Source organism: Ancylobacter sp. G4_0304 (genome assembly GCF_047501495.1).
Lineage (GTDB): Bacteria > Pseudomonadota > Alphaproteobacteria > Rhizobiales > Xanthobacteraceae > Ancylobacter.
On the sequence record NZ_JAZDRM010000014.1, the window covers coordinates 82,652 to 108,588 of the forward strand.

A 25,937-nucleotide genomic window follows, 5' to 3' on the forward strand; every position below is an offset into this window, starting at 1 on the left:
AACTCCGCAGCCTCACACGACTAACGGTGGTAGTAGGTCGCGTCATGACCAGTTCGTAGCTCCTCTAACAAACTGTAACCGCGCCGCCTTTTTGGTCAACGTAGCTAACTGCCTATCCGTTGGGCGGTTTTTCCTGCGTGAGGCGCCTGGAGTGCCCCCTGACCCATCTGCGTACCGAGTAATCCACCAGTTGGGCAGAGAGCTTGATGGCCCCCGGCTTGCAAGAACGGCGGCTGGGTGGAGCCAAGATGCATCGGCCAGGCGGGCCAAATCTCGGGAGAAGGCGATTGGACTGGGACAATATTCGAGTCTTTTTGGCGGTGGCGCGCTCGGGCCAAATGCTTGCGGCCGCGAACAGGCTCGACATGGACCATGCCACGGTCAGGCGCCGGATCAATGCGCTGGAGAGTGCACTCGGCGCCAAGCTGCTGGACAGGCAAACCACCGGTTCCCGCCTGACCCTGGCCGGCGAAAAATTCTACGCAATGGCCGAGCGAGCAGAGATGGAGATCATGAACGGCCAGTCGTCAGTAAGCGGACTGGACGGCGCATTGAGTGGAGTCGTGCGCATCGGCGCGCCGGACGGTTTCGGCACCTATTTCCTCGCTGCCGAACTGAACGGGTTCATCGCGCAGAACCCGCATGTTACCGTCCAACTTGTCCCGCAGCCGAGGGCATTTTCTTTCAGCAAGCGCGAAGCCGACATCGTCATCGCGCTCGAGCGCCCGCCCGAACAGCAAATAGTTTCGCGGAAGCTGACCGACTACACCCTCAGCCTCTACGCTTCCAAGGGACACCTCAAGAAGTATGGTGCCGTAAAGACGCGTGGTGACATGAGTGACCGTACGCTGATCACCTACGTCCGCGACCTCTGGTACAGCCCATCGCTCGACTACTTCGCCGAAGTCGAGGACAGCGTCGTGCGGCGATACGAATGCGTGAGTGTGCTCGGTCAGGTTGAAGCGGTGCGGTCCGGCCTCGGCATTGGCATCCTGCATGACTTCCTGGCCACCCGGTATTCCGACCTTGAGCGTATCCTGCCGGAAATCTGCTTCACGCGAACCTACTGGATCGCAACCCATAACGATCTGCGGGGGATCAACCGCGTGAAGGAACTGGTGGATTACATCATCGCCCAAGTCCGCCTGCGCGGCGCGGCGCTGTTCAGACCCTACGCCTCCTGAAGGCTTGCCCGCGATGCGAGTACATTCGCCTCGCGAAGGCCGCAGCATGCGGCCTGTACGGCGCCCATGATGGCACGCGCCTTGCTTATCGATAGAGGCCAATGACGGATGTTCACCTCCAAAGAAGGTGTTATTCCGCACAGAGCTCTCCCTCTCGTTGACTCAGCGAGCGTATTGTCGTCGGCTTTTGAGCGCTTCGTCAAATAATCCCCTACGTCCTGGTTCGTATTAGCGCAAAAACGCCTAGCAGTTAAGCGCCAGAGCGCGTTGACCTGCCGCCCCTCATTGATACTCTTCTTGGGTAACGGAACATATTCGGCCTATCTATGTCTGTCTTTGAGGGAAATGCTCAAAGACAAAAGGCTGACATTTGCCCATGAGTGCAATATGGCCAATAATGAACTTATGCCGTCGCCAAATGTATCTTCGCAAACCCGGCCCGCCGCGACGCGTAGCAGTCTTGGATTGATCGGCGGTTTCCTGCTGCGGTGGGGCCTGCTTATCTTCCTCTGTGCGCTTTTTTTAATCTTTTCCATCCTAGAGCCGCGCTTCGCGACCTGGACTAACGTGCAGAACGTTATCCGGCAGGCCGCTCCCCTTGCGTTGCTCGCCTGCGGGCAATCTGTGGTGTTGATCGCCGGTGGCGTCGACGTCTCGGTGAGCGCAATCATCGCCCTGAGCAGCGTAAGCATGGTCGCCGGCGTTTGGACTGTGGGAGTCATTCCCGGCATCGTCGCCGCGGTTTTCGTCGGCGGCCTCGTCGGCGCCATCAACGGTTCCATCATCGCCTTCTGGGGAGTAAATGCTTTCGTCGTAACGCTGGCGATGATGACGATCGTGCGAGGTTTCTCGCTTTACATCACCGGCGGAATCCCGATGTACGGCAACATTCCCGAGAGCATGCTGTTTCTCGGGAACGGGGATATCGGCCCTTTTCCAACTGCGATCTTCGTGAGCGCCATCGGTTTTGCCGTTCTATATTATTTTCTGAAGCTCACACCTGCCGGTCGTCAGGTTTATGCCGTTGGTGGCAACAAGGAGGCCGCGCGGCTGGCCGGCATCAAAGTCGGCAAAATCACCATCCTTGCCTATGTCATATCCGGCCTCTTCGCCGGGGCCGCAGGCGCCGTCCTGACGTCACGCAGCGGCATCGGCGCTCCCAACATGGGCGAAGGCCGCGAACTCGATGCGATTGCAGCTGCGGTGATCGGTGGTGTTGCCTTTGGCGGCGGCGTCGGTCGAGTATTCGGTATCATACTTGGTGTATTGATACTTTCTGTTATTAAGAACGGACTCAATCTATACAATGTCTCTTCTTTCGTTCAGCTGATGGTGATCGGAACGATCATTATCGCGGCGATTGTGGTGGACAGGTATCGGCAGCGCCGGGAAGTGACCTGACGTCATCGAGCGGCGAGCGGCTCGCCATAAACGCAAACTTAGAGTTATATGAGGGACAGCGATGAGACACGGGAACAGTTTAACGCGTAATGGCCTGCTCACGGCATTCGGATTGACGGTTGCAATGGGGATCGCGGTTCCCGCAGCGATCGCACAGGATAAGCCGCTCGATCGCACCGTCTCCGTCAAGCAGTACAGGGAAATGTACGGCAAGGAGCCGGTCGGCAAGTGGGTTCTGCGCAGCGGCGAGAACCTGGATTGGTGGAAGCCGCGGGCATCCAAGAAGTATCACCTGGCGCTCGTCGTCCCGCACGTCCGCGATCCCTATTGGGTCGCTGTGGCCTATGGTGCGGCTCAGGCGGCCAAGGAACTCGGCGTGACGATGGATCTGCGGCCGGCCGGCGGATATGCGCGGCTCGACCAGATGACGGCGGATATCGAGGACCTCATCGCTCGGCGTGTTGACGGCATGGTGGTCGCTGCGGTCGACTACTCGGCGGTCGCCGTTCCTATCAAGAAGGCCTGGGACGCAGGTATTTTCACGACTAGCGCGCTTATACCGACCTCCTACGCCGAGGCACCGGGCGTCAGCGTTGACGACTACGAGACGGGCGTCATCCAGGCGCAGCTCGCTGCCCAGAAGCTGGCTCCCGACGCCAAGATCTTCATGCTGAACGGCCCCCCCGGCGTCGAGTGGAGCAAGAACCGCGCTCAGGGCTTTAAGGACACGCTTGCCAAGCTCGCGCCGAAGATGACGATCCTGGGCGAACGCTACCACGAGATGGACCGCACAATCGCCCAGCAGCTTACCGAGGACGCGCTACAGACCTGGCCGGACATGAGCCTTGTGTTCTGCACGGCAGACTTCCAGTGCAAGGGCGCCATTTCGGCGCTCAAGGCAGCTGGCAAGAAGCCGGGGCAGATCGGCGTGACCGGCGTCCACATGGACGCGGAATCGATCGCGCTGCTCAAAGAAGGCTGGTTCGCGTGGGGCCTCAGCGAAGGCGCTGCCCTCGAGGGTAAGTATGCGACCTATATGCTGGTCCACCTGCTCGAAGGCGAGAAGGTACCGAAACAGATGCTCGTGCCCATCCAGGCCTATACGCCCGAGAACATCAAGAACTTCGAGGACAGCTTGGTAGGAATTGATCTGTTCCCGCCTGAGTTCAAGGCAGACAGCGAGCTGGTGAAATAACTGCCAGGGGATGGGGCGCCGTGACACAGGTCAGGCGCCCCGGACCAGCGTGACGTGTCGGGCTCGAGCAAAGCAATGTCAGTGCCGCGCTGGATGGGTCTACCCACCCGGAACCGGCAGTTCACGCTCATACTCAAGTTCTGGAGAATGGGATGGCAATCGAGGGACCGGGCAGCACGCCTCCCCTACTTGAGATGGTCGGCATTCAGAAGTCCTTTCCGGGCGTCCATGCGCTCAGGGGGGTGGACTTCCGGTTGGAGGCATCGGAAATCCACGCTTTGCTGGGCGAGAACGGGGCGGGCAAGTCCACGCTCATCAAAATTCTCTCCGGCGCCGCGCAGATGGACGACGGCACTATCAGCCTCAATGGCGAGCCGGTCAGCATAACCTCGCCGACCCATGCCAAAGAGCTCGGCATCTGCACGGTCTATCAGGAGTTCATGCTGGTGCCGCAGCTATCCGTGGCGGAGAATATCCACCTGGGCATGCGGGTTACACGCAACGGCTTGGTCGACTGGAAGGCCATCGAGAGCAACGCCCGGGAAGTCCTCGACCGAATGGGCTTCCGCATCGATCCCCGCCGCCGTGTGGGCAGCCTTAGCGTACACGAACAGCAGATCGTGGAGATCGCCAAGGCGCTGGCGCTGAAGGCTAAAGTCCTTATCCTCGACGAGCCGACAGCGGCACTGACGGACAAGGAGACTGAGCGACTTTTCGAAATCCTGACAGCACTCAGAAACGACGGCGTCGGCATCGTCTACATCACCCACAACCTTGAAGATGTTAAACGCATCGGCGATCGGGTCACAGTGTTGCGGGACGGCCTGCGGGTGACCACCCAGGCTTTGCAGGACATCGCGGTTGACGAACTCCCCCGGCTGATGATCGGCGCCGACGTCAAGGAGCCGTTCCCCAAACTGGAAGTGGAAACAGGCGCCCCGCTCCTCAGCGTTCGCGGCTGTTCCGATCCGGGCGGCGCCTTCACCGATGTTAGCTTCGACCTGAAGGCCGGCGAGATCATTTCCTTCGCCGGATTGCTCGGGGCTGGCAGCGAGGCCTTCGTGCGCGCGCTGCTCGGACTTGAGGCATCTCCCTCGGGAACGATCGAACTTTTCGAGCAACCCTATGTGCCGCATTCGCCGTCCCAGGCGATCAAGGCCGGGCTGTTCTATCTACCCGCTGACCGCAAATCGATGGGGCTTATCATGCCGATGTCGGTCACAGACAACGCGACTTTGGCAGCCTTGGGCCGCTATGCGTCGCACGGTTTCCTTTCGCTGAAGCGGCAGGCCAAAGACGCATCAATCTACAAAGAAAAGCTCCGCATCAAGACGCCGTCGCTTACAACACCCGTAAGGAATTTGAGCGGCGGCAACCAGCAGAAGGTGATGATCGCTAGGGCTTTGAGCGCCGGCTCGCGCATCCTCATCTTCAGCGAGCCGACCCGAGGCGTCGATATCCGGGCGAGGGCGGAAATATACGGGCTGTTGAGCGAGCTCGCGAGAGGCGGCTCCGGCGTGATTTTCATTAGCCAAGAGGTCTCAGAGATCATCGGCATGAGCGATCGCGTCCTCATCTGGCGAGACGGACGGATAGCGCACGACTTGCCCCGCGACCAGTTGAGCAAGGGACGGGTCCTTAGCCTGATCACAGGCGCATGACGGGAGCGACAAATCATTGCAATAACGAGCTTAGAGAGCGCACGGACAGCACACGGAGGTTCGCCTATCTCACAGCGTTCGCGGCTGCACGCCCAACGCTAGACGGCGAGGCGATGGATCACTCATCAGAGCCTTACGCCGCGCTGATGAGGTGCGGCCGCAGCGCCATAAACCCCATGAAATACTAGCGCCAGGACGCTACGCGTTCGTTTAACGGCGGACCTGGGGTAGCGCCTCCGGAGCGGTAAACGGCAACGTCTGCTTTCAGGTAATCGCTAATCCGATCTCTACGGCCGAGATGAGGGCGCGAAGCGGACCTCAAAGTCACAGTTTCGGAACGGCCTATCTCGCTTGGTCAATGTGCAAAGAAAACAACGCTTACGATTATTCGGTCGGGGGCGACGGAGGCGGGTTGTCTGCCAGCAGCATGAACGACTGGACTTTGCGATCTCTCCGGTGCTGGACATCGGGGGCCGGATCGACCTTGGTCCGCAAAGTTGGCTTCGCCCTCGGCGCTTTCAGCAAATCCTGGGTCAGTTTCCGCGATACTCGTAACCGACCCTGTAGTAGAACCGGCCGGCTGGCATACCGTCCTTGACTATAGACTTCACGCGTGACGCGCTCACCACTGAAAAATATCGATCGGCGGCGTAGTTCTCGATTTGATTTTGCTTCATGGCGAACACGATGGCGGGCCGTCCGTGTAGCGGCTCTGGACGATACCAGTAGCCATACATTAGGCTAGGCATCCCGAGTATGCCGCGCCCGACCGAGTTCCCCGCCTTGTCTGTGTCCCCCATGGCGTAAAAAGCGAGGGCGCTGGCCACGTTATAAGTGTCCAACCCAATTAATAGAGGCTCCTGACCGGTCTCCTGCTGGACCTCTCGCGCCAGATCGGCAGCTTCACGGCCGAATTCACTCCACGCCACCGGCATCGCCGGCAAGCTCAACAAATAGCCGAAACCCGGCATTCCCATCACCAAGTGGTTCAGCAAGAGTCCGTAGACGACGAGCGTCACTGAGATGGTCGAGGTCCACAGGCGGCGAATGGCGTTGTCGACAGCAGAGGTTCGCCACGCGATGTCGAGCATCGCCACTGATGCCGCTGGAAGTGCGGCCAGCCATAGCGGGCCAATCCAATTGAGCTTCACCTCGCGAATGAGGCTGAAGGCGATGAAGACGATGAGCGGCATAAGCGTGAAGACGATGACGAAGCGTACAACGTGACGATCGTCTTCTTTCATCCGCCGGGTGCCTCTACGCTGGCACTGGGTCCATAAAGCGCTTGAAATTAGCGTCAGGCCTAGCGGGGTCAGTAATAGCGCAGCGTAGGCGACGAGCGTCGGAAGTGAAAAGCGGAAGGAGAGCGCGAAGCGCCTGCTGCTCTGGAAGGCGAAGGACGCTAACCCGTTCTCGACGTTCCAATAGATCACGGGCGAGACGAGAAGCAGCGCCACGCCAGCGGCCAGATAGGGCTGAGGTCGCTTGAGCCATCTGCGCGCCCGCGCATCGCTCAGCATGAACAGGACTGTGGCAGGCACCAGCAGGACGATGGTGTATTTCGACAGCATGCCCAGCCCGAGACAAATGCCCACTCCCAGCCAGGCGCTGCGCCGGTCATCGATTAGCGCGCGTGCCAGGAAATAGAGCGTTCCCGCCCACGCCGCGGTCAGCGGAGCGTCGGGCGTCATCAGAAAGCCCGTGGCGAAGAAGAAGGGCACAGCGGCCACGAGCAGAAGGCCGACAAAGGCCGCCGATCTGCCGAACATCCGGCGCGTGAGGGTGAAGCTGAAGCAGGCTGTCACAAACCAACACAGCCAAGCGGAAAAACGCACGCCGAATTCATTGTCGCCGAACAAGGCGGTCGTGGCCCAGATGAGCCATGCCACCATCGGCGGATGATCGAGATAGCCAATGTCGAGATGTTGAGCGTAGTTCCAGTAATAGGCTTCCTGCGGCAGTAGGTCGATCAGGCCAAGAAAAAGCAAGCGCAGCACGATGGCATATGCCGCTACGCCCACCGCCGCGATACGCCAGTGCACGGCATTGGAAACCCGCACATCGGTGGCAGGAAATACGAAGAAAGCCGAGCCGAGATAGCTGACGACGGCCGCCGTGCCGATGGCGCACAATAGAGCCGCCTGCGGCGCTATGCCGAGCATATCGACCCCTGCGGCGAGAATGCCGCCGCGAATGGCGAGCGCAAGAAGGCATATGAGGAAAAAACGTCCGTAGAGTTCGCCTGTCCGTTTTGGGAGCGTTGACTTGTCTCCCGCGAACACCCAATGCGCGTTGAAGAAATAATTCCAGACCATTGCACTGCAGAAGCTCGCGAGATTAGCCGCGGCCATCGAGGTGCCGAACAGGGTGAGCGCCTGAAACGCCAGAAGATCTACGAACACGCCGCTTAAGCCGACCGCCGCGAAGCGTGCCGGGCTGCCGGCGGATACCTGACCGCCGGCGAGAATGAGGAGGCGGTGCAGATAGGCCACCAGCGCTGCAGTACCCAACTTGGATTTACCATGCACGCGGTCCGCGAAAACGATTGGGATTTCTTCGACCGTCAAGGAGTCTCCGCCTGCGGCGATGATCTCCAGCCCGATCTTGAAGCCGGCCGCCTGCGGGTCGACCGCCATTAGCCGCTCGCGACGTACTGCGAAGAATCCGGACATGGGATCGCTAACATCCGTTAGGGGCCGGGCAAGCGCTGCGCCTAGACGCGAAAGCATCTTGCGCCACAGGGGCCACCCTGATGTTGCACCGCCTGACACGAACCGACTGCCGAGAACCATATCGCTCGACCCGTCGAGTACCGGCCGCACCAGCGCGCACAACCGATCTGGCGGGTGACTGAGGTCGCCATCCATGACTACAACGACATCCGCCCGCGCGAGGGCCGCGGCCTTCAAGACGTCGCCGGCGAGGCTGCGACGCCCGTCGCCACGAACGAGGCGTACCTGCCCTCTTTCTTCCCACGCCAATGCGCAGTCGATGGTGCCATCGGTAGAACCGCCATCGGCGATCAGTACCTCGAACTGGATACCGCTGCCGCTCTCCCGTAGGATGGCAGCCAGCAGGCTGTCGATATTCTCCGCTTCGTTTAGGGTAGGTACGATAACCGACACAAGCGCTGTACCTTGTGATGCGCGTGAGGGTTCGGGCCACTCCAGCACATCCTGGACAGGCTCAACCTTTGAGAGTGGCAACATTTGATTGCTCGATATGGGTTGGCGACGCCAAAGGCTGGGGAAGGCTGCCGCGCCGGCCGGAGCAAGCCAGGCGCCTTTCTTCCCTGCATGCAGTAGGAGGCTTAGAAAAGCGCCCCGGTGGGCCGCTACTGCGCGTCAGCGGGCCCGCTCTCCGATGCCGCTATCGGCTGCGGTTGAGCGCCCGTCGTCGCCTGCGCGACAGGCGTCGGCTTGCCGCCGTCATCGGCCCATTTGGGAGGCAGGCCGGACTGGGCGCCGACGACGTCGGCGATTCCCGGGTAGCGGCCGCAGCGCTCGCATGTCGCATATCTCGCCAATTTGCCGGTCTCGGTCGCTTGGGTTACCGACGCCCGTTTCGTCAGATCGGCGGGCTGGTCGAGCGGTACGAAGGTGAGGTGATCGCCGGGCCTGACGCGGAACCCCCGATCCACGGCGTTTGCGATCAGCACTCGCGTCCTGATGCCGTCCGGCGGGATCAGGGCGTTATCGGTGGACAGTTCGCCATGGAAGTAAAAAACGCGCAGGGCGAGGCGATTAAGGCGATGTTGAGTACTGATACGCCGTATAGGTCCGAATGATGTAGTATCTACATAAGAAACATTACGCATCCAGCTGATCCTCGCAGTAAAACGCGCTTGAGGTGTTGCACTGAGCTACCAGTAGAGGCCGTTGTAGATGAAATTCTGTCTCTAAATGTCCGAATGTGTCTGCGCGATCTTTTTTGATGTCGAAGTATGTCCGGCGCCAATTTTGACGAGCATTTGACACAGGAAAGCTGTCACTGCTTTCTACGGCATGTCCACGCCGCGCCCGAGAAACAGGTCATTCATAGCTGCACATGAGCACGCAAGCGCATCAGATACTGGTTGCCGATGACGACAGCGAAATCCGCAAGCTCCTTGCGCGCTACATGCGGGAGCAGGGTTTCCGCGTTCTGCTCGCGTCAAGCTGTGCAGAAGTTCACGAGAGAATCATGGGTCATCAGATCGATCTCATCATTCTTGACGTGATGCTGCCCGACGGATCCGGGCTGGACCTGTGTCGGGACTTGCGGGTGGCGCGATCGAACATACCGATCATACTGCTTACCGCGCTGCAAGAGGATGTTGATCGCATCATCGGGCTTGAAATCGGAGCCGACGACTACCTCGGCAAACCTTTCAACCCGCGCGAACTCGCGGCGCGTATCCGCGCTGTTCTGCGCCGTGGCGTAAATTCCCGCCCGAAATCCAAGGGGATGGGAGGCTACCGGTTCGACGATTTTGTCGTCGATCCTTCTGTTCGTACGGTAACTGACGCCAATGGAGCGATTGTTCCGCTTACTGGAGCCGAGTTCGATCTCTTGGTCATATTTTTGGGCCGACCGGGCCGGGTGCTGACCCGTGAACAATTGCTCGACCTGACTGGCCGGCGAGACGGCGACGTGCTGGATCGGTCGATCGATGTTCTCGTCAGCCGGTTGCGGCGCAAGCTGTCGGGTGATGGTGCAGCACAGATTTTCAAGGCGATTCGCAATGGCGGGTATCAGCTCGCCGCCCGTGTCAGCGCTTTGGACGAGTGAAATGAAAACGCTTCGTGCTAAATTTGCCTTGCTGCTCGTAGCCTCGATCGTGGCTGTAGTTGCGTTGATCACGCTCGCGGTAATGTATTTCTTCGCTCTGCCAAAGGAGATGGAAGCCGATCTGCTCATCAGGCAGCTCGTAACGATGGAGCGCCTCGCCGGGGCACGGCCCGAGGCTCTGTCGTCGCATCCTCATGGCGGCGAACCCGACCCTGAGCAAGCCGAGCTCATGCGCGCTGCCGCGCAGAGGCTGGGAGAGTCGCTTGATGTCCTGGTGACCCAAACGGCCGACAACAGGCAGTTTAGCACCGTCTCACTGCGGGTCGGCCCTGAGCGCTGGATCATTGTGGATTTTGATCCGCCTTCCGACCCCGAATTGTGGTTGTGGCTTTTGCTCATCACCGTCGGGGTTGGATCAATTGCCGTGTTTGCGGCCAATCGCATGAGCATGCCACTGGCGCTGCTTGAAAGCGCAGTGGCATCTGTGAGCCCCGACGGAATCATTCCCACCCTCACCGAGCGGGGTCCAGCAGAGGTGCGCGCTACCGCGGCGGCGATCAACTCGCTTTCCACCCGCCTGAAACAGGCAATCGAGAGCCGGATGCGACTGGTTGCCGCCGCCGGCCACGACCTCAGAACTCCACTCACACGTATGCGCCTGCGCGCCGAGTTCGTCGCCGACGACGAGGAACGGGCCTTGTGGCTCAAGGACATTGATGAACTTCAGGGGATCGCTCACAGCGCCATCCAGCTGGTGCATGAGGAAACGTCGAAGACCCCGCTGGAGATCATCCGGCTGGACGAAGTAGTCCGAAGCGTCGCTTCCGAGTTGCAGGAACAGGGCTTTGACCTCGAAGTGGTGAGCATCTGCGAGGTATATGTGAAGGCAGGCCGATTGCCCTTGAGCCGTGCGCTGCGCAATCTCTTCATAAATGCCTCGACCCACGGTGTACGTGGGATTGTAACCGTAACGTGCGGCGCGACGGCGCAAGTCACCATTTCCGATCAGGGGCCCGGCGTCGCGCCGGACATACTGGACCAGGTATTCGAGCCATTCTTCCGCGCTGACAGGGCACGCAGTCAGAAAATTCCGGGTGCCGGGCTTGGCCTGACAATCTCCCGCGAAATCGTCCAAAAGATCGGCGGTGACGTCAGGATTGCCAACCAACCGGGCGGCGGACTGGTTCAGGTAGTCGAGCTCGCAACGGTTGCTCGCGGCTCCGGAAGGTAAAACGGCTGGAGAGACAAATGAGGCATCGCGCTGCAAAGACGCCAAAGGCGGGTCACGAGGCCGGATAGGGCGTCACGCAGTTTGTCCTTGCACCGGTACGGGCAACTACCCCTCTTCTAGAAGGTCGTTTGGCTGCGTGAAAGTCGCCTTCAAGCGAAGTCCCGATCCGGATATCCCTAATATCAAGGTTGGGATGATTTTAGACAACGCCGATATCACCTGCTGACAGGCGGTACATTGGCGAGATGTGCAGGAACGTCCCGTCTTGGCTGGGTGTCAACGTCAGCTTCTGGCTGCAAAGGTGCCGACGTGCCCCAGCTCGCGAATGTCGGCTTTTGGGCCGCGGCCGTTACCAAATCAACGGCCGAGATGAGGGCGCAAAGCGGACGTCGCTGAAGGGCAGTTGAGGGCCGGCATTGGTCAGAAGCTGACAATGCAGACGGCCGCACTGCGCTAAAAAGGGGTCGGAACAAGAGCTGTGCAAAATCGTACGCTAAGGACGAAGCGTGAACCGAGTTTGGTTGTGTCTCGCGATTTCCGCGGCAGTGCGTCTGATCCCAGTGGATAACGGTGCCAGCAGGATCGCTGCTGTTTCCACACCCGGTCAGTTCGGCAACATTCAGCGGTAGTTGGTGCTGTATGCGGAGTTGAGCAGTGGCCAGGCGCACGATTCTCAAAGCTCAGGATCGACGGCAGCTTTTCGACATTCCGGCTGATGAGGACAGCCTGATCCGACACTATTCATTGTCCGCCGCTGATCGCCTCGAGATTGATCTGCGCAGACGCGAGCATAATAGGCTCGGCTTTGCTGTTCAGCTTTGCGTTATGAGACATCCGGGCCGGGTGCTGGCGGCCGGCGAAATTCCGCCGCGTGCGATGCTGAAATATGTCGCCGACCAGATCGGTGCCGATCCCCCTGTGTTCCCAACCTATGCCCGGCGGGAAGAGACACGTCGCGATCACATTGCGCGCCTGATGAGCTATCTCGGCGTCAGAAGCGCGACATCTCAGGATCGCCGCGCGGGGCTGTTATCGGCAATTGAGGCGGCCGCGATGTCCGACAGCGGCGCTTCGATTGTAAACGCCATTGTCGCCACGCTGCGAGAACGCGGAGTACTGTTGCCGGCGGCGGAGATCATCGAGCGAATGGGGTTTGCGGCTCGCGCCATAGCTCGCCGCCGCGCCGAGGGTGCGCTTATCGAAGGTCTGGCACCAGAGAAACTGCAGGCGCTCGACAAGCTGCTCGAGGTTGATGCGGCGATCGGTCAGACCCGCTTCCATTGGTTGCGGTCGGCGCCTGAAGCGCCCGCGGCTTCGAATCTGGTTGGACTCACTGAACGGATTGCCTTCCTGCGCACGTTCGGAATTGATCCCGGCTTCCGGGCGCGCGTGGCTTCCGGGCGGTGGGACCAAATGGTCCGCGAGGGCAAGGCCACGCCAGCGTGGCTGGCCAACGACTTCAATGCAAGTCGTCGTCACGCCCTGATCGTCGCGCAGGTCATCAAACTCGGTGAGAAGCTGACCGACGATGCCGTGACCATGTTCATCAAGCTGATCGGGCGGCTGTTCTCGCAGGCTAACAGCCGTAAGAAACGGCGGCATATGGACCACCGGACAGACACCTCCAAGGCCCTGCGCATGTTCCTCGATACGATAACAGCGCTGCAGTCGGCCAACGATCGGGGTCAGGACGCACTCGAAGTACTCGACCAGAAGGTCGGTTGGCACCGGCTGCTGCGGATGAAACCGGAGCTTGCAGCAATCGTCGAGGAAAATGAGGTATCCCCGCTGATGCTGGCGGCCGAGCAGTATAAGGGCGTCCTCAAATACGCGACGGCGTTCCTAACGACCTTTACGTTCCGTTCGGCGCGCCGCCACGATTCCCTGCTCACAGCCGTTGCCATGCTCCCAAGGCTTCATTCGGAGGGACGCCGTGCACTGCCCGAGCGTGTTCCGACCAGCCATCTCAGTCCAACCGATCGAAAACTGATCTTTGGGCAGCAGAAGCCTGATCGCCGGCTCTATGAGATAGCCACGCTCGCCGCATTGCGCGAGCGCCTTCGCTCAGCGGATATATGGGTAGAGGGCAGCCGCTCGTTCCGCCCGATCGACGAGCACCTCATGCCGCGATCTACGTTCACCACGATGAAGGAAGAGGATCGGCTTGGCCTTGGTGTGGGCGGTGGCGGCGCCGTCTGGCTGAACGAAGTAATGCAGGTGCTGGATTTCAATCTGAAGCGCCTGGCTTATCGCGCTCGCGCTCGTAACCTCGAGGGGGTTCGTCTGGAAGCGGGAACGCTGATCGTGACGCCGACCGTCGGCGACGTTCCTGCGGCAGCCGAAGAACTGAACGCGGAGATCAGCGAGATGTATCCGCTGGTCGAAGTTCCTGATCTCCTCAGGGAAGTGCATGAGTGGACGGGCTTTGCCGATCATTTCACACATGTCCGCACAGGCGACACCCCACGGAATGTCTCTGCCATGCTGGCCGGCATCCTGGCCGATGCAACCAATCTCGGTCCGAAGCGGATGGCCGGCGCATCCAAGGGCATCAGCGCCCATCAGATTGGCTGGATGCGCACCTTCCATGCCCGATCAGAAACCTATCGCGCCGCCCAGGCCTGCATCACCGACGCCCATACGGGTCACCCGCATTCCCGCCTGTGGGGCAACGGAACGACCGCGTCGTCCGACGGACAGTTCTTCCGTGCGAGCGACCGAGCGGCAAAACGCGGCGATGTCAATCTGCACTATGGCAGCGAACCGGGATCGAAATTCTACAGCCACTTGTCGGATCAGTACGGCTATTTCAGCATCCTGCCCATTAGCCCCACGGAAAGCGAAGCGGCCTACGTGCTCGATGGCCTATTTGACCAGGATACGCTCCTGGATATCCAGGAGCATTTTACTGACACTGGTGGCGCGAGCGATCACGTCTTCGGGCTGTTCGCCTTGATCGGCAAGCGCTTCGCCCCTCGGTTGCGCAACCTCAAAGATCGAAAGTTCCACACGTTCGAGAAGGGCGATGCCTACCCGGCGCTGACGAGCCACATCGGAGCACCGATCAACACCGCGTTGATCCTTGATCATTGGGATGACCTGCTGCATCTGGCAGCGTCGATCACGACGCGCGCCGTCGTTCCCTCGACGGTTCTGAAGAAGCTCTCGGCGTCTCCAAAGGAAAGCCAGTTGGCCAAGGCGCTGCGGGAACTCGGCCGGATCGAGCGATCACTGTTCATGATCGAATGGTATTCGAGCCCGGCCTTGCGCCGGCGGTGTCAAGCCGGCCTCAATAAGGGCGAGGCAGCGCACAAGCTCAAACGCGCGGTGTTCTTCCACGAGCGCGGAGAAATCCGTGACCGGTCATTCGAGAGCCAGGCATTCCGCGCATCTGGCCTCAATCTCGTCGTCAGCGCTATCGTCCATTGGAACACGGTCTATCTTGACCGCGCTGCCAACCACCTGCGGATGGCGCGTCGGACTATCCCAGATGACCTTCTCAAACATATTTCGCCGCTCAGTTGGGAACACATCAACCTCACAGGCATCTACCCTTGGGATTCTGAGCACCAGATGCCCGAAGGCTTCAGGTCGCTCAGGCTGCCAGCACTAATCCGACGGGCGGCATGATGTTCATGCTCCGTTCGCCCTTAGCGTACGATTTTGAGCAGCTCTTGTTCTGATCCCAAAAAGACGTCTCTCTTCGATGGCCAAAAAGCGGGCGTTGAATTATGCCCTGCCGCATCCGCCCTGGCGGTGCCAACGTCCGCCGGCAGCCGCAAACCACCTAGCTCTACCGCGTGAGCTTACCTAGCATCTATTCCTTGTTTTTCTAAAGACATCGCCGTCTCTACTGAACGCTCTCTATACGCAACACGGGTCAGCGAAGGGGCACGGCAGCGTAACGTGTCGGCAAAGCTGACAACGGCCTCGCTCTCCACGAGTTAAGTCAATTCGGTCTTTATAGCTGGCTAGCAACTGACTGGATCGCCTCGCGAGTAGTATCGATAATGATATCAGCCTCCTCCTTGGTCAGGCAAAGCGGCGGTGCGAAGCCGATTATGTCGCCCAGCGGCATGGCGCGGGCAATGACGCCGCGCTCCAGCAGAGCCGCCGCAACGCGCGGCCCGATCTTCTCGCCGGCATCGAAGAACACCCGGTCGTCCCGGTCGCGCACCAGTTCCACCGCCGCCAGCAGCCCCTCGCCGCGCACGTCACCGACGAAGCGATGCCCGCCGACCGCGTCCTGTAGCGCGGCCTTGAAATAGGTCCCGACCTCGCGCGCGTTGGCCACCAGATCGAGCTCGTCGACGAGTTCGAGATTGGCGATACCGGCGGCAGTGCAGAGCGGATGCGAGGAATAGGTCCAGCCGTGCCCAATCGGGCCGAATTCATCGGAGCCCTGCTCCAGCACGCGCCAAAATCCTTCCGACACGATCACGCCGGAGAGCGGCGCATAGGCCGAGGTCAGGCCCTTGGCGATGGTGATGAGATCGGGCTCGATGCCGTAATGCTGCGAGCCGAACATGCTGCCGAGCCGGCCAAAGCCGGTGACGACCTCGTCGGCGATCAGCAGGATGTCGTACTTCTTCAGCACCGCCTGAATCCTGGGCCAGTACCCGGCCGGCGGCGGCACGATGCCCCCAGTTCCAAGCACCGGCTCACCGATGAAGGCGGCAATGGTCTCCGGCCCCTCGGCTAGGATGAGCTGCTCGAGCCTGTCGGCGCAATCCTGCGAAAACGCCTCCTCGCTCATGCTGCGGTCGGCACGGCGGTAATAATACGGCGCTTCGGTATGCAGCACCGGCGCCTTCGGCAGGTCGAAGAGATTATGGAAGGCGGCCAGTCCGGTGAGGCTGCCGGTCATCACGCCCGAGCCGTGATAGCCGCGCCAGCGCGAGATGATCTTCTTCTTTTGCGCCCGGCCAAGAACGTTGTTGTAGTACCAGACCAGCTTGAGGTTGGTCTCGTTGGCATCCGATCCCGACAGGCCGAAGAACACCCGGCTCATGCCCGCCGGTGCGCGGTCGATCACCATCCGGGCGAGGGCGATCGAGGGCTCCGAGCCGTGGCCGGCATAGGCGTGATAATAGCAGAGCCTGGCCGCCTGCTCGGCGATCGCGTCGGTGATCTTCTTGCGGCCATAGCCGACATTGACGCAGTACAGACCGCCGAACGCGTCCAGGCTGCGCTTGCCGTCGCGATCGAAAATGTAGACGCCCTCGCCGCCTGTGATGATGCGGTTCGGCGTCTCGCCGCGAGCATGCTGGCCCATGTGCGTGGACGGATGGAAGAAATGGTCGCGGTCCCAGCTGTCGAGTTCATTGTCGGCGCGGGCGGGATGGTCGAGCATGGGAATCTCCTTTTAACGTCTGGATCCAACGGGTTGGCGGCGGCGCGCCTTCAGGTCAGGTCCAGGCAGACGTACTTAAGGTCGGTAAAGGCCTCGAGGCCGTGGCGCGAGCCTTCCCGGCCGAGGCCGGACTGCTTCATGCCGCCAAAGGGCACGGGAGCGCCGGTGATCTTGACGCGATTGACCGCGACCATGCCGTAGTCCAGCGCCTCCGCCATCCGCGCGGCTCGCGCCGCGTCGCGCGTCACGACATAGCCAATGAGCCCATATTCGGTGTCGTTGGCGCGGGAGATGACTTCCGCCTCGGTATCGAACGGACACAGCGCAGCGACCGGCGCGAAGGTCTCTTCCCGCATGATGAGCGCGTCGTCGGGCACATCGGCGAGCACCGTGGGGGTGAGGAAAAGCGGTCCGGGTATGTCGCGTTCGCGCGTCAGCCGGCGGGCGCCGCGTTCCAGCGCATCGTCGATCTGCGCGCGCGCCTTTCGCAGGGCGGCGGCATGCATCAGCGGGCCGATCTCGACCGTCTCGTCGAGCCCATGGCCGACGCGCAGCCTGTCGACGCGCTCGGAAAACGCCTGGCAGAAGCGCTGATAGATCGGCCGCTGCACATAGATGCGATTGGCGGCGAGGCAATCCTGTCCGGAGGTCGCGAACTTCGCGGCGAGAGCGATCTCCACCGCGCGGTCGATGTCCGCATCGTCGAAGATGACCAGCGGCGCGTGGCCGCCGAGTTCCATGACCAGACGCTTCATGCTCGACATCGCATTGCGGGCGACGATCCGGCCGATCTCGGTGGAGCCGGTAAAGCTGACGGCACGCACGCGCACGTCCGCGCAGAACGTCTCGGCGATCGGCGCGGCATCGCCGGTGACGATGTTGAACACTCCCTTGGGAAAGCCGGCGCGCTCCGCAAGCTCTGCGAGGGCAAGCGCCGATAGCGGCGTGAGCGAGGACGGATGCGACACCACCGTGCAGCCTGCCGCCAGCGCCGCCGCTGCCTTGCGCGTCAGCATGGCGGAGGGAAAATTCCAGGGCGTGAGCAGCGCGGCGACGCCGACGGGCACGCGCCTCAGCGACATCTGCGCATCGGAAAGATGGCTGGTGATGCCCTCGACGTTCACCCGCAACGCTTCTTCGGCGTAATAGGCGATGAAGGAGGCGGCATAGTCGATCTCGCCGCGCGATTCCGTGATCGGCTTTCCCTGCTCCAGCGTCATCAGCACAGCGAGATCCTCGCGCGCCGATAGAACCAGCGCGTGCCAGCGACGCAGCAAGGCGGCACGACCCTCCGGCAGCATGGCGCTCCAGCCTGCAAATGCGCGGTGCGCGGCATCGATCGCCTGCTCGGCCTCGGGGGCACCGAGGGCTGCGACACTCGCCACCAGCGAGCCGTCGGCCGGATCGGTCACATCGAAGGTGCGGCCGTCATGGGCGGTTGTCCAGCGCCCGCCGATATAGGATGCGTGCTTAAGCAGGCCACGATCCGACAGCCGTGACAGGGCCGGATGAGAATTGGCGGTGCCGTGCTCCGGGACGAGGCTGGCGGTGCGGGCTCTCGCAGTCATGGCAGCTCCTGTCTCAACGCGACAAGCCTAAGAGGCTTGCGGGCGAGAGGGCTTCCGAACACCCGGCTGCGCACCGAGGAGGTCTCGTAAATTCGCCGCCGCGCCGAGAGATTATCGGTCCCGGTTTTCACCGGCGGACCGGGCATGGCTACCTCAGCACAGAGGCGAGGAATTCGCGCGTGCGCGGCTGCTCGGGCGCGCTGAACAGTTGCTCGGGGCTGCCCTGCTCGCAGATGCGGCCCTTGTCGAAGAAGCAGACGCGGTCGGAAACCTCGCGCGCGAAGCGCATCTCATGGGTCACCAGCAGCATGGTCAGGTCATGCTCATGCGCGAGATCACCGATGACGGCGAGAACCTCGCCGACCAGCTGCGGGTCGAGCGCGGAGGTCGGCTCGTCGAACAGCAGCACGCGGGGCCGCATCGCAAGGGCGCGGGCGATGGCGACGCGCTGCTGCTGGCCGCCGGAGAGCTGGCTGGGGTATTGGTCCTTTTTGTCCGCGAGACCGACCATCGCCAGCAGGTCGATGGCACGGCATTCCGCCTCGCCGCGCGGCAGGCCGAGCACCCGCAACGGCGCCTCCACGACGTTGCGCATCACCGTCATGTGGGGGAACAGGTTGAAGCTCTGGAACACCATGCCGACATGGCTGCGGATCTGCCGCAGATGGCGGTCCGATGCCTTGAACGGGCCGGTGCCGTTCGGCTCGTGATACGACATGCCAGCAAGCGTCAGCCGCCCCTCCTGGAACGGTTCGAGCGTCATCAGGATGCGCAGCACGGTCGACTTGCCGGAGCCGGACGGGCCGATCAGCGTCACCTTCTCGCCCGGCGCGACCTTGAAGTTGAAGTCGTCGAGAACGGTGAGCGCGCCGAAACGCTTCTTCACGTCGGTGAATTCGATCAGCGGAGGCTTGGTGGCTTCGGTCATCGCAGCGGGATCCCTGCCTTCGGAAGTACCTTCTGCAGCCAGTGAAGCCCGGCCGAACAGATGAGTGTCAGGATGAGGAAGATCGCGCCCACCAGCGTCAGCGGCACCAGATAGTCGAAGGTGCGCTCGCCGATCATGTTGGCGAGGCCCATCATCTCCAGCACGGTGACGACCGACAGCACGGGCGTTTCCTTGATCACGGCGACGAGGTAGTTGCCCATCGTCGGCAGGATGCGCGGCACGATCTGCGGGACGACGATGTCGCGATAGATTTCCCGGCGCGTGAGATTGAGCGCTGTCGCCGCTTCCCACTGCCCGCGCGGCACGGCCTCGATACCGCCGCGATAAACCTCGGAGGTGTAGGCCGAATACTGCAGCCCGATCGCGAGCGCGCCGGTCAGAAAAGCCGGCAGCGTCAGCCCATATTCCGGCAGCACGTAATAGAGGAAGAACAGCTGCACCAGCAGCGGCGTGTCGCGCAGGAATTCGACGACCACCGCCGTGGTCCATGACACCAGCTTGAAACGGCTCCGCCGCATCAAGGCGAAGACCAGGCCGAGCACGAGCGCAATGGCAAAGCCGGCGGCCGCCGCCTGCAGGGTCACCGTGAGGCCGATCAGGATGATGGGCAGGATCGACCACGCGAAAATCAGCGGCGTCGAGGTATCCCATTCAAAGCCGTACATCATGCCGCCGCCCTCACGAGTGAGCCGCGCGGGGGAACGCCGGACCACGGCGCACCAGCCGCTCGATCAGGCGCATCACCAGCATCAGCACCAGCGACATCGCGAAATAACCGACCAGCGTCAGCGTGTAGATCGTGGTGCTGTCGAGGGTCAGGTTGCGGGCCGACTGGGCGCGGAAGGTCAGGTCGGCGATCGAGATCAGCGACACCAGCGAGGACAGCTTGAGCGTCTCGATGGCGAGATTGCCGAAGGCCGGCATCATCTCGACCAGCGCCTGCGGCAGCTTGATGTGGATCAGCGTCTGCATTCGCCCGAAATTGAGGGCGCGTGCCGCCTCATATTGCTGCACCGAGACGGAGGAGAGCGCGCCGCGCACGATCTCCGAGCCATAGGCGCCCGCGTGCAAAGCGAGCACGAGGATACCGGTCGCCACCGGCTCGAAGGTGACGCCGACCAGCGGCAGTGCGTAATAGAACCAGAACAGCTGCACCAGCAGCGAGGTGCCGCGAAACACCTCGGTGTAGCAGAGCGCGACCACCGACAGGATGCGGCCGCCTTCGACCCGCGCGATCCCCGCTATGAACGCCAGCGCCGCGCCGATCGCGATCGCGGGGAGCGTTATCTGTGCCGTCACCAGTGCACCGCGCGCCAGCGAGGGCAGATAGTTCATCCACTCCATCGGTCAACTCCTGACGTGCCGCGCTTCAAACGGTTGCCAGCCGCGCAGCCTTCCGCCGGCATCCTGCAGGCGGAAGGCCAACGCGTCATGGGTTCACTTGCCGGCGCAGAGGTCGGCGACGTGGCGATCCGCGGCGGCCTTGATGCTCTCATCCGAGAGGCCGTAGCCCGCCAGGATCTTCTTGTAGTCATCGGTCTTGCGGAACTCGACGAGCGCGGCATTGAAGGCGGCGTACAGTTCCTTGTCCTCCGGCCGGAAGGCGAAGCCGCCGAAATTGCGCACCGGCTTGCCGGCAACGACGGGGTCGGTAAAGGGTTTCACCTGCTCGACATTGGCCTGGCCCTTGGCGAGCGAAGCGACGGTGAGCTCGGTGGCGGCATAGGCATCCGCGCGGCTCTGCACGGTGGCGAGTGCATCGGCATTGGCGGTGATGAAGATCACCTGGTCGTCCTTCACGCCGACCGCCCGCAGGAAGTCGATGTTGTTGGCGCCGGAGACCACGGCGACCTTGAGCGAGGGGTCCTTGGCGATGTCGGCATAGGTGGTGAGTTTCTTCGGGTTGCCCGTCTTTACCAGCAGCCCCTCGCCATAGGACGAGTTCGGCTCGGTGAACGCGACCTGCTTGCAGCGCTCCGGGGAAATGTTCTGCTCGGCGGCGACGAAGTCGAAGCGCTTGGCCTTGAGTCCGGGGATCAGCGTGCCGAACGGGGTCACCGTCCAGTTGACCTCGGTGATGCCCATCTTCTTGAGCACCGCATTGGCGACATCGGGGCCGATGCCGGCCGAGGTGCCGTCATCCTTCATGTAGGAATAGGGCACTTCATTGGCGGTCGCGGCGCGAATGTAGCCCTGGTCCTTCACATCCTTCAGCGTGGTGGCGCCTGCGGCCGAGAGGCCCGCGGCGAAGGCGAGGGCGGAAAGCCCGACGATCTTCAGAAACGGCATCTGCTATTCTCCTCTGGTTGATGATCTCCGCATGCCGATTGTTCGGATCTCGGTGCCATGCACCGGCGGCAGTCTTGGGCCGTTTGACCGGCCGAAATCGTCAGAGCCTCTCCTTCACCACGGCGAGAACTGCGAGGCAGTCGCCAGCCTTGATCAGGCCGGGCACATGGCGGGCGGCAAGCATGCCGTCGAGCGCGGCACGGTACTCGGCGGGCGCGCCGCCGGTGCGGCCGATGGGATAGACACGCGCGATGACGTCGCCGGCGCGCACCGGCTGGCCGAGATCGATCTGGAAGGCGATCAGGCCGTCATCCTGCGCGAAGGCGAAGCAGTCGGACGACGGCATGTCGAGCCAGCGCGTCGCCTGACGTTCCGGCTCGCATTTGAGGATGCCGGCATGTTTCAGCACATTGGTCGCACCGCGTCGTGCGATGCCGATGCTGTGGGCGCTCGCCGTGCCGGCGCCGCCGAGCTCGGTGGTGATGAACACCTTGCCCAACTCCTCGACGGTGGTGTCGAGCATGCCGACCGCATCGATCTCCAGCATCTTCATCGAATAAGGAGCCGAAAAGGCCGCGACAGCCGCGAAGCAGCGGGCTTCCTGGTCCTTGTCCGGCAGCTCATGGGCAGCGGCGTAGGGCAGGAAGTCCAGCGTCTTGCCGCCCGAATGGAAGTCGAGCACGACATCGGCGAGCGGCACCAGATGCCGGGTCACATAGTCGGCTATCTTCTCCGTCACCGTGCCGTCCGGACGCCCCGGGAAGCTCCGGTTGAGATTTCCCCGGTCGATCGGCGAGGTGCGCGTGCCGGCGCGGAAGGCCGGATAGTTCAGCGCCGGAATGATGATGACGCGGCCGCTGACGGCTTCCGGCGCGAGCGTGCGCGCCAGCTCGAACAGCGCGGCCGGACCCTCATATTCATCGCCATGGTTGCCGCCCGTCAGCAGCGCCGTCGGTCCGTCGCCATTGGCGATGACGCAGATCGGGATCATCACCGAACCCCAGGCGCTGTCGTCGCGGCTATGGGGCAGGCGCAGATGGCCGTGCTGGACGCCGCGTGCGTCAAGGTCGAGCGTGGGCGTCACCGGCGAAGGGCGAGGCGAGGGGACCAGCATCGCGCTCACCGCTTCACGAACAGCTGGCGCGGCACCTGTGACAGGCATTCGACGCCGGTTTGCGTGATGACGATGCTCTCGGTGATTTCGATGCCCATATCCTCGAGCCAGAGGCCGGTCATGAAATGGAACGTCATGCCGGGCTTGAGCTCGGTCCGGTCGCCGGGGCGCAGGCTCATGGTCCGCTCGCCCCAGTCGGGGGGATAGCTGAGGCCGATCGGATAGCCGGTGCGGTTGTCCTTGATGATGCCGTAGCTCTTCAGCACCGCGAAGAAGGCGTTGGCGATGTCCTCGCAGGTGTTGCCGGGCTTTGCGGCGGCAAGCCCGGCTTCCATGCCTTCGAGCGTCGCCTTTTCGGCATCGAGAAAGGCCTGTGTCGGCTCGCCGAGAAAGACGGTGCGCGAGAGCGGGCAGTGGTAGCGCTTATAGGCGCCGGCGATCTCAAAAAACGTTCCCTCGCCGGACCGCAACGGCCGGTCGTCCCAGGTGAGGTGCGGCGCCGAGGCATCGGCCCCCGACGGCAGCAGCGGCACGATGGCCGGATAGTCGCCGCCGAATTCGGCCGTGCCGCGAATGCCGGCATCGTAGATTTCTGCGACGAGATCGCATTTGCGCATGCCCGGCTCGATCACGTCGACGATGCGCTTGTGCATCAGTTCGACGATGCGGCCGGCCTTCTTCATGTAGTCGAGCTCGGTCGGGCTCTTGATCGCGCGCTGCCAGTTCACCAGCCCGGCGGCATCCTTGAAGCGGGCATTGGGAAGGTGGCTCTGCAATGAGGCGAAGGCGGCGGCGGAGAAGTAGTAATTGTCCATCTCCACCGCGATGGAGAGCCTGTCCCAGCCATGCCCGGTGATGATCTGCGACAGCAGATCCATCGGATGGCGTTCGGTCGACTGAACGTAGTGGTCGGGGTAGCCGATGATGTTGTCGTTGGCGAGATAGGCCGTGCGCCGCGCGCCATTGGCGTCCTGCTTGCGCCCGTACCAGATCGGCTCCCCGGTCGGCGGCACCAGCACGCACTGGTGCACATAGAACGACCAGCCATCATAGCCGGTCAGCCAGTGCATGTTGGAGGGATCGGTGACGATGAGGAGTTCGATGCCAGCCTTTTCCATCGCCGTGCGGGTCTTGGCGAGGCGTTCGGCATATTCCTCGAGCGAGAAATTCAGGGTCGCGGTCACGGGACGTCTCCGGCTTGGGCTTTGGTGTCGATCGCGCGGCCAGCTGCGGCCTTGAGGGCGCGCGCAAGGGCGAGATTGGCGATGGCGGTGTCCTGCACTCCGGTGCCGGTCAGGTCGGCGAAGGTGATCTCATCGGCGCGGGTCCGGCCCGGCGCCTTTCCGGCGATCACCTCGCCCAGCTCGGCGAAACTCGCGTCTGCGGCAACGAGGCCGGCACGGATTGCGTGGTTGAGTTCGCCCAGCCGCCGGGTCTGCGTCAGCCGGTCCGCGACATAGGTCGCTTTCGCGAAAAGCGCCGGGTCGATCTCGTTCTTGTGCTCGCTATCCGAACCCATGGCGGTGATGTGCTGGCCGGGCTCCAGCCACTCCGCCAGCAGGATGGGGTGCTCGGCGGGCGTCGTGGTGACGATGATATCGGCGCCGCGCACCGCTGTGCGGGGGTCCTGTACGGCGGTGACCGGCATACCGAGGCTCAGCGAAAGCTCGCTTGCAGCAATTGCGGCCTTATCGGGATCGCGCGCCCATATGCGCGCCTCGCGGATCGGCCGCACCAGAGTGAGCGCCTGCAGTTGCAGCTTCGCCTGCGCGCCCGCGCCGAATATGGCCGCCACGGAGGCATCGCTACGGGAGAGGTGGCGCGCGGCAACGGCGCCGGCCGCTGCGGTCCGGACATCCGTGAGATAGCCATTGTCGAGCAGAAGCGCCTCGACCAGGCCGGTGGTCGCGCTGAACAGGATCATCAGCCCGTTGAGGCTCGGCAGGCCAAGCGCCGGATTGTTGAAGAAGCCCGGACTTGCCTTGATCGCGAAGCCGGCCAGCCCCGGGACATAGGCTGTCTTCACGTCGACCTCGCCGCGATGTTCCGGGATGTCGAGGCGCAGGATCGGCGGCATCGCGACGGCCCTCATTGCCAATGCCTCGAACGCCTCCTCGACGCACGCGACGGCGCTGTCGTCCAGCTGGACGATGCGGCGCAGGTCGGCCTCGGTCAGAACCAGCATCCGGCTCATGCGGCAGCTCCATTCACGATGCGCCGATGCGCGCCGGCGTCGATGTTGCCGCCCGAAATCACGACCGCGGTCGGTCCCTGCGGCTGGACCTTGCCGCAGAGCAGCGCGGCAATGCCGACCGCCCCGGCACCCTCGACGACTTCGCCCTCTTCACGGTCGGCGTGGCGAATGCCGGCGGCGATCTCGTCCTCGGTGAGCAGCACGATGTCGTCGAGGAGGTCGCGGCACAGCGCGAAGGTGAAACGGTTGGCGAGGCCGATGCCGCCGCCCAGCGAGTCCGCGAGCGTATCTTCTTCCTCGACGTCGACCGGGTGGCCGGCGGCGATCGACGCTGCCATAGCGGCCCCGCGCTCCATCGAAATTCCAACGATGCGAACCGAAGGGCGCAGCGCCCTGACCGCCACGGCAATGCCGCCGGCCAGCCCGCCGCCGGACAACGGCACCAGCACCAGCGCGAGATTTGGCAGGTCCTCGACCAGTTCCAGCCCGATCGTGCCCTGTCCGGCGATCACATCGGGATGGTCAAATGGCGGGATCGGCGTCAGCCCGCGCTCGGCGACGAGGCGCTCCACCTCGGCCTGGGCGTCGTCCTGCGAGCGGCCGACGATGACGACCTCAGCGCCGAGCGCACGCACCGCCTCGACCTTGTTGGAGGGCACCAGCGCGGACATGCAGACCACCGCCGGAATGCCGGCCTCGCGCGCCGCATAGGCCACCGCCCGTCCATGATTGCCGGTCGAGGCGGTGATGAGGCCGCGCCGGCGGGCATCCGTGTCGAGAGCCAGCAGAGCATTCACCGCGCCGCGCAGCTTGAAGGCGCCGACCGGCTGACGTGTTTCAAGCTTGAGATGGATCGGCTGGCCGCAGCGCCGCGTCAGCGCGAGTGGGGCGATGAGCGGGGGGCGCGCGACATGCCCACGGATCCGCGCAGCGGCCGCCTCGATCTCAGCCAGGGTGACCGGGAGCGTGCTGGCGGTTGGACTGAATGAACCGATGTCGGCGAGATGCGCCATGTCTCATTGCTCCCT

General features: G+C 62.5%; 19 protein-coding genes. 7 read left to right on the forward strand and 12 right to left on the reverse strand.

The window, feature by feature from the left end; all coding sequences use genetic code 11:
* The first annotated feature begins 287 nt into the window (after positions 1–287).
* The 4 genes from VRZ77_RS10210 to VRZ77_RS10225 all read left to right on the forward strand — a co-directional run bounded on the left by VRZ77_RS10210 (position 288) and on the right by VRZ77_RS10225 (position 5,441).
* Entirely contained in the window at positions 288–1,184 is an 897-nt protein-coding gene (locus VRZ77_RS10210) for a LysR family transcriptional regulator (RefSeq protein ID WP_414592538.1), read from the forward strand.
* Positions 1,185–1,571: 387 nt separating this feature from the next.
* A complete protein-coding gene (locus VRZ77_RS10215; protein ID WP_414592539.1) occupies positions 1,572–2,585 on the forward strand; it encodes an ABC transporter permease in 1,014 nt (337 codons plus the stop codon).
* A 124-nt stretch (positions 2,586–2,709) separates the two neighbouring features.
* Complete coding sequence (locus VRZ77_RS10220; protein ID WP_414592540.1) at positions 2,710–3,780, forward strand: sugar ABC transporter substrate-binding protein; 1,071 nt, start codon at positions 2,710–2,712, stop codon at positions 3,778–3,780.
* A 152-nt stretch (positions 3,781–3,932) separates the two neighbouring features.
* Positions 3,933–5,441, forward strand: a complete 1,509-nt coding sequence (locus tag VRZ77_RS10225) for a sugar ABC transporter ATP-binding protein (protein WP_414592541.1) — start codon at positions 3,933–3,935, stop codon at positions 5,439–5,441.
* A gap of 533 nt (positions 5,442–5,974) precedes the next feature.
* On the opposite strand, the gene VRZ77_RS10230 is transcribed toward VRZ77_RS10225, so the two are convergent.
* Together VRZ77_RS10230 and VRZ77_RS10235 are read right to left on the reverse strand one after the other, a co-directional pair.
* Entirely contained in the window at positions 5,975–8,566 is a 2,592-nt protein-coding gene (locus VRZ77_RS10230) for a glycosyltransferase family 39 protein (RefSeq protein ID WP_414592542.1), read from the reverse strand.
* Positions 8,567–8,775: 209 nt separating this feature from the next.
* Entirely contained in the window at positions 8,776–9,258 is a 483-nt protein-coding gene (locus tag VRZ77_RS10235) for a hypothetical protein (RefSeq protein WP_414592543.1), read from the reverse strand.
* Between the two features lie 230 nt (positions 9,259–9,488).
* Between VRZ77_RS10235 and VRZ77_RS10240 the strand changes: the two genes are divergently transcribed.
* From VRZ77_RS10240 to VRZ77_RS10250, 3 genes are all read left to right on the forward strand, one after another.
* Positions 9,489–10,211 carry a response regulator gene (locus VRZ77_RS10240; RefSeq protein WP_414592544.1) on the forward strand — a complete coding sequence of 241 codons (723 nt, stop codon included), beginning with the start codon at positions 9,489–9,491 and terminating at the stop codon, positions 10,209–10,211.
* 1 nt (position 10,212) lies between these two features.
* Positions 10,213–11,442, forward strand: coding sequence for an ATP-binding protein (locus tag VRZ77_RS10245; protein ID WP_414592545.1), 1,230 nt, complete (start codon positions 10,213–10,215; stop codon positions 11,440–11,442).
* A gap of 654 nt (positions 11,443–12,096) precedes the next feature.
* A complete protein-coding gene (locus VRZ77_RS10250) occupies positions 12,097–15,072 on the forward strand; it encodes a Tn3 family transposase (RefSeq protein WP_414592546.1) in 2,976 nt (991 codons plus the stop codon).
* Positions 15,073–15,403: 331 nt separating this feature from the next.
* Here VRZ77_RS10250 and VRZ77_RS10255 read toward each other — a convergent pair whose 3' ends face one another.
* From VRZ77_RS10255 to eutB, 10 genes are all read right to left on the reverse strand, one after another.
* Entirely contained in the window at positions 15,404–16,795 is a 1,392-nt protein-coding gene (locus VRZ77_RS10255) for an aspartate aminotransferase family protein (protein ID WP_414592547.1), read from the reverse strand.
* Positions 16,796–16,845: 50 nt separating this feature from the next.
* Positions 16,846–18,363 carry an NAD-dependent succinate-semialdehyde dehydrogenase gene (locus tag VRZ77_RS10260; RefSeq protein WP_414592548.1) on the reverse strand — a complete coding sequence of 506 codons (1,518 nt, stop codon included), beginning with the start codon at positions 18,361–18,363 and terminating at the stop codon, positions 16,846–16,848.
* Between the two features lie 148 nt (positions 18,364–18,511).
* Positions 18,512–19,291, reverse strand: coding sequence for an ectoine/hydroxyectoine ABC transporter ATP-binding protein EhuA (ehuA, locus tag VRZ77_RS10265; protein WP_414592549.1), 780 nt, complete (start codon positions 19,289–19,291; stop codon positions 18,512–18,514).
* On the reverse strand, positions 19,288–19,980 hold the full coding sequence (gene ehuD, locus VRZ77_RS10270) for an ectoine/hydroxyectoine ABC transporter permease subunit EhuD (RefSeq protein ID WP_414592550.1): 693 nt from the start codon (positions 19,978–19,980) through the stop codon (positions 19,288–19,290). Before ehuD ends, ehuA begins: the two co-directional genes overlap by 4 nt.
* Before the next feature lie 10 nt (positions 19,981–19,990).
* The gene (ehuC, locus tag VRZ77_RS10275; protein ID WP_414592551.1) at positions 19,991–20,656 is read right to left on the reverse strand and encodes an ectoine/hydroxyectoine ABC transporter permease subunit EhuC; all 666 of its coding nucleotides are present in this window, start codon (positions 20,654–20,656) and stop codon (positions 19,991–19,993) included.
* A gap of 93 nt (positions 20,657–20,749) precedes the next feature.
* Entirely contained in the window at positions 20,750–21,601 is an 852-nt protein-coding gene (gene ehuB, locus VRZ77_RS10280; protein ID WP_414592552.1) for an ectoine/hydroxyectoine ABC transporter substrate-binding protein EhuB, read from the reverse strand.
* A gap of 100 nt (positions 21,602–21,701) precedes the next feature.
* Positions 21,702–22,715, reverse strand: coding sequence for a N(2)-acetyl-L-2,4-diaminobutanoate deacetylase DoeB (doeB, locus tag VRZ77_RS10285; RefSeq protein WP_414592553.1), 1,014 nt, complete (start codon positions 22,713–22,715; stop codon positions 21,702–21,704).
* A gap of 5 nt (positions 22,716–22,720) precedes the next feature.
* Positions 22,721–23,899, reverse strand: coding sequence for an ectoine hydrolase DoeA (doeA, locus tag VRZ77_RS10290; protein ID WP_414592554.1), 1,179 nt, complete (start codon positions 23,897–23,899; stop codon positions 22,721–22,723).
* Entirely contained in the window at positions 23,896–24,909 is a 1,014-nt protein-coding gene (gene eutC, locus VRZ77_RS10295) for an ectoine utilization protein EutC (protein ID WP_414592555.1), read from the reverse strand. The genes doeA and eutC overlap by 4 nt, the downstream gene beginning before the upstream one ends.
* Complete coding sequence (eutB, locus tag VRZ77_RS10300) at positions 24,906–25,922, reverse strand: hydroxyectoine utilization dehydratase EutB (protein WP_414592556.1); 1,017 nt, start codon at positions 25,920–25,922, stop codon at positions 24,906–24,908. The genes eutC and eutB overlap by 4 nt, the downstream gene beginning before the upstream one ends.
* Between the last annotated feature and the right edge of the window lie 15 nt (positions 25,923–25,937).

Bases quoted from the DNA above. Each gene is read 5' to 3' on its own strand.
- VRZ77_RS10215 (WP_414592539.1), top strand. From the start codon at position 1,572: ATGGCCAATAATGAACTTATGCCGTCGCCAAATGTATCTTCGCAAACC.
- VRZ77_RS10220 (WP_414592540.1), top strand. From the start codon at position 2,710: ATGGGGATCGCGGTTCCCGCAGCGATCGCACAGGATAAGCCGCTCGAT.
- VRZ77_RS10225 (WP_414592541.1), top strand. From the start codon at position 3,933: ATGGCAATCGAGGGACCGGGCAGCACGCCTCCCCTACTTGAGATGGTC.
- VRZ77_RS10235 (WP_414592543.1), bottom strand. From the start codon at position 9,258: ATGCGTAATGTTTCTTATGTAGATACTACATCATTCGGACCTATACGG.
- VRZ77_RS10240 (WP_414592544.1), top strand. From the start codon at position 9,489: ATGAGCACGCAAGCGCATCAGATACTGGTTGCCGATGACGACAGCGAA.
- VRZ77_RS10245 (WP_414592545.1), top strand. From the start codon at position 10,213: ATGAAAACGCTTCGTGCTAAATTTGCCTTGCTGCTCGTAGCCTCGATC.
- VRZ77_RS10255 (WP_414592547.1), bottom strand. From the start codon at position 16,795: ATGCTCGACCATCCCGCCCGCGCCGACAATGAACTCGACAGCTGGGAC.
- VRZ77_RS10260 (WP_414592548.1), bottom strand. From the start codon at position 18,363: ATGACTGCGAGAGCCCGCACCGCCAGCCTCGTCCCGGAGCACGGCACC.
- ehuA (WP_414592549.1), bottom strand. From the start codon at position 19,291: ATGACCGAAGCCACCAAGCCTCCGCTGATCGAATTCACCGACGTGAAG.
- ehuD (WP_414592550.1), bottom strand. From the start codon at position 19,980: ATGATGTACGGCTTTGAATGGGATACCTCGACGCCGCTGATTTTCGCG.
- ehuC (WP_414592551.1), bottom strand. From the start codon at position 20,656: ATGGAGTGGATGAACTATCTGCCCTCGCTGGCGCGCGGTGCACTGGTG.
- ehuB (WP_414592552.1), bottom strand. From the start codon at position 21,601: ATGCCGTTTCTGAAGATCGTCGGGCTTTCCGCCCTCGCCTTCGCCGCG.
- doeB (WP_414592553.1), bottom strand. From the start codon at position 22,715: ATGCTGGTCCCCTCGCCTCGCCCTTCGCCGGTGACGCCCACGCTCGAC.
- eutC (WP_414592555.1), bottom strand. From the start codon at position 24,909: ATGAGCCGGATGCTGGTTCTGACCGAGGCCGACCTGCGCCGCATCGTC.
- eutB (WP_414592556.1), bottom strand. From the start codon at position 25,922: ATGGCGCATCTCGCCGACATCGGTTCATTCAGTCCAACCGCCAGCACG.